Here is a 6,969-nt window from a genome sequence, read left to right on the forward strand (position 1 = left end):
GCGAAGGTTACATGATATCAGCCAGACTTGGAAACTATCTCATCAAATTAGTCCCCCCATAGAACCTCCTTGAGCCATCTTGCACACTTTTCTCTTTTTGTCAAATTTTATGTTAAGAAAGATGTGACTAATGGATAGCCCAGAAGGAGAGAGGCGAGTAGGATGCCTGCCACGAATAAAGAAAAATGCTATCAGCTAATTACTTTGAGAGTTAAGCAGTAAGCGTTGGGGTTGTTGGGTTTCGCTTTTTCAATCGAATTAATACGTTTTCTCCCAAGTATTGTTTCGCTCAAACCAATCTACGAGACTGCTCCCTAATTAGATTTAATTGGGCTAACCTACTTCCAAATTGTGTTAGCATCAGAGATAAGTATAAAACAGCCGAACGATTAAAGCGGGAATATTGGCTCTATAGGGTGTTTAACTGTGGGATGATGTCGGAAGTTTATGTCATTCGAGATGCGGTTACTCTAGGACGGCAACCTGTTACAAGCATTGAACATTATCAGCTTGGACTAGAGGCAATTCTACGGCAGGATGAACGGGAATGAAGATCAGCAAAATTCAGATTAAAAATTTTAAGTCTTTTCAAGATGTTACCGTAGATCTAGATCCTGATTTTAATGTCTTTACTGGGGTTAATAATTCAGGAAAAACCAATTTGCTAGAGGCGATCGCTCTTTGGCATGAGTGTTTTAATAAGCTAATTCGACAAGCGGGCAAAGGATATAAAGAGTTATACAAAAAAGGTGATTATATTCTCGGTCATACAACAGAAAAATATTTTCCTTACGAAACTATTAAAACGGTTAGAACTTCAAATATTGACGATATTTTTTATCAACGTGATACAACTGCTCCTATTGAATTATCTATTAACTTAAATAAAGTAGATATAAATTTAGAAATTGGTTTTTCTATCAAGACCTCTGGTTTAAATTATGTTATTGAGCTTTTGAATTATAACCAATATAACTTTAGAGGATTCAATGAGTTTTTTGAAAATTTTTCCAACCCTATTAGTGCATCTTTTGCCTCTCCTGTAGCCACCATTAGAACTGAGGAGAGATTTGTGACTCGTCCACAAATTATTGAATCTATTCAAAAAAGAGAGTCTGTTGAAGTTGTTCGTAATCGTTTATACAATCTTTATTATGATACAACTCGAAATGAAAATCTTTACAATAAATTTATTCGAGATTTATCGTATATTCTCTTTAACGGCGATAAAAAAATTGAGTTTTTCCCTAAAAGTGATATCCAAAAAGATATAAAATCAGTGATTTATTATAAAATCGAGTCAAGAGATATTGAGAAAGATATTTCTCTATTGGGAAGTGGAACGTTACAAATTATTGTTATTTTATTGAATCTTTACGCACCGGAAAAAACTAGAGACCTAAACTTAATTTTATTTGATGAGCCTGATAGTCATATTCATCGGGATATTCAAAAACGTTTAATCGATACGGTTCTTAGATTTTCGACAAATACTCAAATCTTTTTAACAACTCATAATGAGACTCTAATTCGTCAGGTTCCTCTGCATCAGCTTTTTCATATTGAAAATAGACCTCAATATAATTATAATGCTTTATCTCGACAAGAACTTTTAGTAGAGCCACGCTTTAAAGGAATTTATCCCTCTGCGCTAAATCCTATTATTAGTTCTTTAGGGAATAGCAATGGTTTAGATTTTATTAATGCAGTTGAAGCGGATAAAATCATTTTTGTCGAAGGTCAGGATGATGCAAAAGCAATTTATACGTTATTACAAAAGAATACTATTGGTATAAATACAAAAAAATATTCTTTCTGGGTGATGGGTGGATTCTCTGAAATTTTTAAGAATTTACCTAGTTATAAAAAGATCTTTCAGTTAATTAGAAATCAAGAAACGCTTTGGAGTAAGGCTTTTCTCGTCTTTGATCGTGATTTTATTGAAGATGATCACCGTGATAAGCTTATTGAAGCACTGGGTAGTCATGTTAAAATTCCAACTTATATCACTCCGTCTTATACTTTTGAGTCAATTTTATTAATGGATTTGATCAAGTTATCTCATCTACTAAAAAAATGGCTAGAAGCCAAAAAAGATGATATTAATGTTGATCGATCTGCTTTGGTACAATCCCTAGAGAATCATTATTTAACAATCATGCAAGAAAAGCTAAAGAGTCTTGATGATAAATATATTAATGAGACTTGCCATCGGTATGCCAACGTCAGGGAACAACTAAGTAAAAGGGATTTTTTGAATAACCAAAATCCTATTAAAGAAAGTGATATTAATCTAAATGATCTATTTAGGAGGTATTTAATAACCATCAATGACAATCGTGAATTTTATAAAATGGCTAATAAAAATGATGTTCAAGAAATTATTAATCAAGTGACCAAACCTCATAATATAGAGTTCAATATTGAGCAAGATTTTATTTCATTACTCAATCTTGTTGATCGCTCGACTTGGTTTAATGAGTGGGATTTTTTAACCAAATTGTAGAATTTTAACCATCATGACCTACCCTAAACGCCTGATCGAAGTTGACCTACCCATTAAGCGAATTTCTGCCCATGCGCGGCGGTAAAAATCGATTCGTCATGGGCATATTTCTACACTTCATATCTGGTGGGCAAGGCGACCACTGGCCGCGTGTCGGGCGGTAATTTGTGCGGCGTTGTGGCCAGATCTGGTGGCTGAAAACTGCCCGCAAGAGTTTAGAGAAGATGCGGCCAAAATTATTACTGAATTTGCCAAGCAAACTGATTACTGATTACTGCTCACTGATTACTGATTACTGAAAAAAAGCTGCGCCGCTGCCCGTTCAAATTAACCGAAGTGAGGCATAAGAGTCAAAACTCCCAAGTCTAAATCTTTACTATTGATCGATGTTGCCTCATAGAGAGCCAACATATCGTTTAATTGGGGATTACCGCAGGAGGAACCGGTTACGCCCATGGCAATAATCAAACCACAATAACCCTCGGTATTTTTGATGCGTTTTTGCCAATTGCGGCGCGCGTTACGGTGGTCGGGATCATCTTCCTCGAATTCCCCAAATAGATAGAGATCACCATTAGCCATTTTCAGAATCCCCAGATCATAACGGGTATCTTCGAGGGGATCTTCGCCGGGGTTAAAACCAATAGCCGCCAAACCGCCAGCTTGTTCGATTTTTTCGATAATTTCCTTGGCTTTCGGTCGGGAGGTCTGGATCATCACCACGGGGAAACCCTCTCCTTTTGTCGGTACGGATTGGGGTTGATAATGGATTTTTGGACGACTGCGAATTTTATCTAATAATTGCCAGGGAACCATTCCCAGACTGAGATGTGCATTATCAGGAACTAAATCCTCCTTGAGTACGGATTCTTCCTCATCATCCTCATCCTCGTCGTCGTCCTCCTCCAAGAGTTGCATAAATTCCGCACATAGATCGGGCATCGTGGCCACCGTCACCGCCAAGGTTTCCCCTTTTGCCTGTTCGGGATCGAGGGGAATGCGAAAACGACGCTGTAATTCTCCGATCGGTTCTTCGGATAAAGCGGATTGATTGCCTTTAAAAAAGCGCAACAGAGCCATTAAAGCTAAATATACCGTGATTGCTTCTTCTTCATCTAAATAGGGGCGAATACCTTCGTAGGGATGCACGCTGCCGAAAACTGGATGGATTTGGGAGGGGGCAGCCGAGGCTAGATCGTAGTCATCCTCATCATCGTCCTCATCATCATCGGCCAATTCGTAGCTTAAAAACCAGCAATCTTGGGAAAGAAAGGCCTTTTCTAATCTTTCCATCGATTTTTCTGCCAAAGCGGACTGCCGGAATTGTTTGAGGGATTCTAGGGAACGATAGAGAATGACTCCGTATTCCCGACCGAGCATTCCCATGACACAGGCGTAAAGATTCGGGAAATCGGGTCGATCGAGCTTAATTTCCAAAATATCGTAATCAGCTAAACAGGACCAGGGTTCAGCTTTCCAAATTTCGTGAGCGGTTTTCACTAAAGCGGACTGCCAAGCGGGAGGAATTGCCGGGGGGCGGTTATTTTGGAATTCGTCGAATCCACGAAAGAGATCATCGATCAGGGGCAAACTGGGGACATAATCGATGGTGATATCCAGATCTTGCAGTACCCCGCGCAGAAAAAACTGTGTTTCTCGATCGCGGACGATAATTTTTTTCGGTCTGGCTGGCCGGGCGGGACTTTGCGGTGTTTCGATGGCGCGGATTAAGGTTCTCACCATGGCCTCTGGCCCGGTTTCAGGGGAAACTACTTCCATAGCGCGTACACAGCCCTCGCTACCATCCACCCAGATCACGCACTCGCCGCCGCTTTCTTGATTTGGTTCTAAGGTGGCCCGGGGCATTCTCTCGGATAAGGATAAAGCACGACGATCTCCTTCCCAAACACTGGGAATTTGTGGGATTTTTTTGAGGCGGCTTTGAGTGGTCCGGGGCAGAAGATTCATCGGGAAATTTAGGGGTAGCTGTTTTAGGATTTTAACCTTTTCTTTTCAAGGATTCCATAAGAATTTTCTATCGATTTAGTCCATAACTTGATAAATAAACCGGAAACCTGACCAAGTTCCTAGATCAAAGGCGTATTCATCAATTACACTGCCAGAACTATCCATTTTTAGACCTAAATCTAATTTTAGATCGCGACCGAATGCTCTGGCTATTTCTAGGGGGTTAGTCAGGGTGAGCAGTTGGGTGGCTTCTCCTTTGACGTTTTGAGTAGCATTAAGGATTGTAAAGGTTTTTGGGAAAGGATGGCGACTGAGGATCAGTAGATTTTCTCTGATGCCCTTGGGTTGACTAATTTTCCAATGCCCTTGGCGGTCATTGGGGATGGTGGCCTTGCTTTTGGCCGCCACGACAAAGGGGGCCAATGGGCTGGAATTGGTGAAATTATCGGGGGTTTCTGAACAGGAACAGTATAAAAGCGGTTGGCGATCGCTGTTGAGGACAAGGATCAGTGCGTAGAGGGGTTGTTCTTCTTGATTCTCAATTTGATAGCGAATTTCTGTCCCGACGGGCAGAATTAAGTCATTGTTAGCGTTATCGTTGGCCTTGCTATTATTGACGGCTTTTTTCGTTTGCAGACGGGAGATATAGATTTTATCAATGCTTTCCAGGGTGACAATGACGGCTAAACCGGAGGATTCTTGATTGATCAACAAGTGCCACAATTTGCAGGCCAGCAGGGTTTCTAGTTGCGATTGCAGTCGTTTGATTCCCGATTTAATTGCTTCGTTGACCGCCCCTAAACTACCGATAATTAGGGAGCCATTGGGAGATAATAACTGATAATTGCCAGTTTCTTCGCTACCAACTCGACTTAAGAGACAATCTACCGCTTGTTCGCCAATGTTAACCACGGCGGCCACATCGGGCAAACTGGCAAAGGTACTGGTGGCATCTACCCGTTCAATCCGGGTTAAGTTATTATCCAAACCGACGATTAAGCCGATTTGACTCGGAAAAACCCGCAATTTTTCCTCTAGAATCTGTCCTATTTCTAGGGAGGCGGTTGCCGATAATAACTGGGCTTTGGCTTTTAAACCCTGACGGGCGAGAATTTGTAGGCTGATTTCCTCCCCAGTCGCCTCAATAAAGCTCAAACAGGAGTTAATTCCGTAATTTTCTAGGATTTCTAAGGGCAGGCCGACCAGATTGACTTCTAGGGTGCGCTCGTCAATAAGATTTGTAACAATTGCTGCCCCACCCCTTGACTTTTCTGGCTTTGTATGATAGAGCGCCGCAGAATTATTTTTTTGATTACTGGTTAGGATTGCCGGTTGCTGTTGTTCACTGCTGTGACTAGCGACGAGATTGCGGAGACGGGGAAAAGCGATCGCGATTGTCGGACTGGGGGAAACTTGCCAGAGATACTGAGTGAGATCATAGGTAAATAAGCCAGCATTGGGGCTATTACCGCTCAATTCCAGGGCGATTTGCTCTGGTTTAGCGGCAGCGAGAATAACGCCGTTACTAGGCTTATTTTTGAGGTTAAAACGGGTTTTAATATCGGCAGCGAAAGTTAACTCGGCGGGGTTAAGGTCACTAATGGCTCTAGAATAGGAGCGAACGCGGAGATTACCGAGATAGGGACGATTTTGGGGAAGATGACTACTATCAAAAATCAAGCTAAACTTATCCGTAGCTAGACAGCGAGCCAAAAGCAAAATATTTTCCTTAATTAGAGCATTTTCTGCCCCATCAGCAGCAATAAAAACCTCTTTTCGGGCCCCAACACTGCCATAACCGCTAAAGTGAAAAATTACCACATCCCCCGTTTTAGCTTGGGCGATCAGGTGTTCTAAAAAAGCCAATTCGATCGCTTCTCGACTGGCTTTTTGTCCCGTTAAAGTCACTATATCAGCATCCTGAAAGCCAAAACGATAACGGAGAAGGTCTTTTTGTAACTCCACATCGGTAAGACAACCGGGCAGCGGCGGAATATTCGCCCCATACTGGTCAATACCGACTAAAAGAGCCAATTTTCTGGGATTAGGGGCGGCGAGAACAGCCAAATGACGGTTAACTGTCCCTTGACTAATCGCCAAAGTCAGCAACCCCCAACCTGTCTGCTGGATCAATTCTCGCCTAGTTATGTTCATCGAAAATTTTGGGTCTGAAACCCCGTCGTTCTACGACGGCTTTACCGTTAAATACTAGCGCATTTACACGATATATGCCAGAATGTGAGACATGGAAAAAGCATATTCTTACCGATTTTACCCCACACCCGAACAAGAGTCGCTATTGCGGCGCACTTTGGGCTGTGTAAGATTAGTTTACAATAAAGCTCTCCATCTCAGAACAAAAGCATGGTACGAAAAGCAAGAAAGAGTAGGATATACTGAAACCTCTTCAATGCTAACCGACTGGAAAAAGCAAGAAGCATTCGACTTTTTAAACGAAGTTAGTTGTGTACCTTTACAACAAGGGTTAAGACACC

The 6,969-nt window shown here is 41.5% G+C and carries 5 protein-coding genes; 3 read left to right on the top strand and 2 right to left on the bottom strand.

The features are described from left to right. The first annotated feature begins 547 nt into the window (after positions 1 to 547). Positions 548 to 2,506 carry an ATP-dependent nuclease gene (locus IM319_RS20270; protein WP_287736714.1) on the top strand — a complete coding sequence of 653 codons (1,959 nt, stop codon included), beginning with the start codon at positions 548 to 550 and terminating at the stop codon, positions 2,504 to 2,506. 91 nt (positions 2,507 to 2,597) lie between these two features. After that, positions 2,598 to 2,777 (top strand): DUF1156 domain-containing protein, encoded by a 180-nt coding sequence (locus IM319_RS20275; RefSeq protein ID WP_287736717.1) that lies wholly within the window; start codon positions 2,598 to 2,600, stop codon positions 2,775 to 2,777. A gap of 56 nt (positions 2,778 to 2,833) precedes the next feature. On the opposite strand, the gene IM319_RS20280 is transcribed toward IM319_RS20275, so the two are convergent. Further along, the gene (locus IM319_RS20280) at positions 2,834 to 4,474 is read right to left on the bottom strand and encodes a DUF6930 domain-containing protein (RefSeq protein WP_286825066.1); all 1,641 of its coding nucleotides are present in this window, start codon (positions 4,472 to 4,474) and stop codon (positions 2,834 to 2,836) included. A 75-nt stretch (positions 4,475 to 4,549) separates the two neighbouring features. After that, positions 4,550 to 6,628 (bottom strand): caspase family protein, encoded by a 2,079-nt coding sequence (locus tag IM319_RS20285; RefSeq protein ID WP_287736715.1) that lies wholly within the window; start codon positions 6,626 to 6,628, stop codon positions 4,550 to 4,552. A 91-nt stretch (positions 6,629 to 6,719) separates the two neighbouring features. On the opposite strand from IM319_RS20285, the gene IM319_RS20290 reads away from it, so the two are divergent. Next, positions 6,720 to 6,969: helix-turn-helix domain-containing protein (locus IM319_RS20290; RefSeq protein ID WP_287736716.1), on the top strand; the 250-nt coding region annotated here is incomplete at its 3' end.

This window comes from Microcystis sp. M113S1 (genome assembly GCF_020246945.1).
GTDB lineage: Bacteria > Cyanobacteriota > Cyanobacteriia > Cyanobacteriales > Microcystaceae > Microcystis.

Excerpts from the sequence above, each read along its gene's own strand:
- IM319_RS20270 (WP_287736714.1), top strand. The coding sequence starts at position 548 with ATGAAGATCAGCAAAATTCAGATTAAAAATTTTAAGTCTTTTCAAGAT.
- IM319_RS20280 (WP_286825066.1), bottom strand. The coding sequence starts at position 4,474 with ATGAATCTTCTGCCCCGGACCACTCAAAGCCGCCTCAAAAAAATCCCA.
- IM319_RS20285 (WP_287736715.1), bottom strand. The coding sequence starts at position 6,628 with ATGAACATAACTAGGCGAGAATTGATCCAGCAGACAGGTTGGGGGTTG.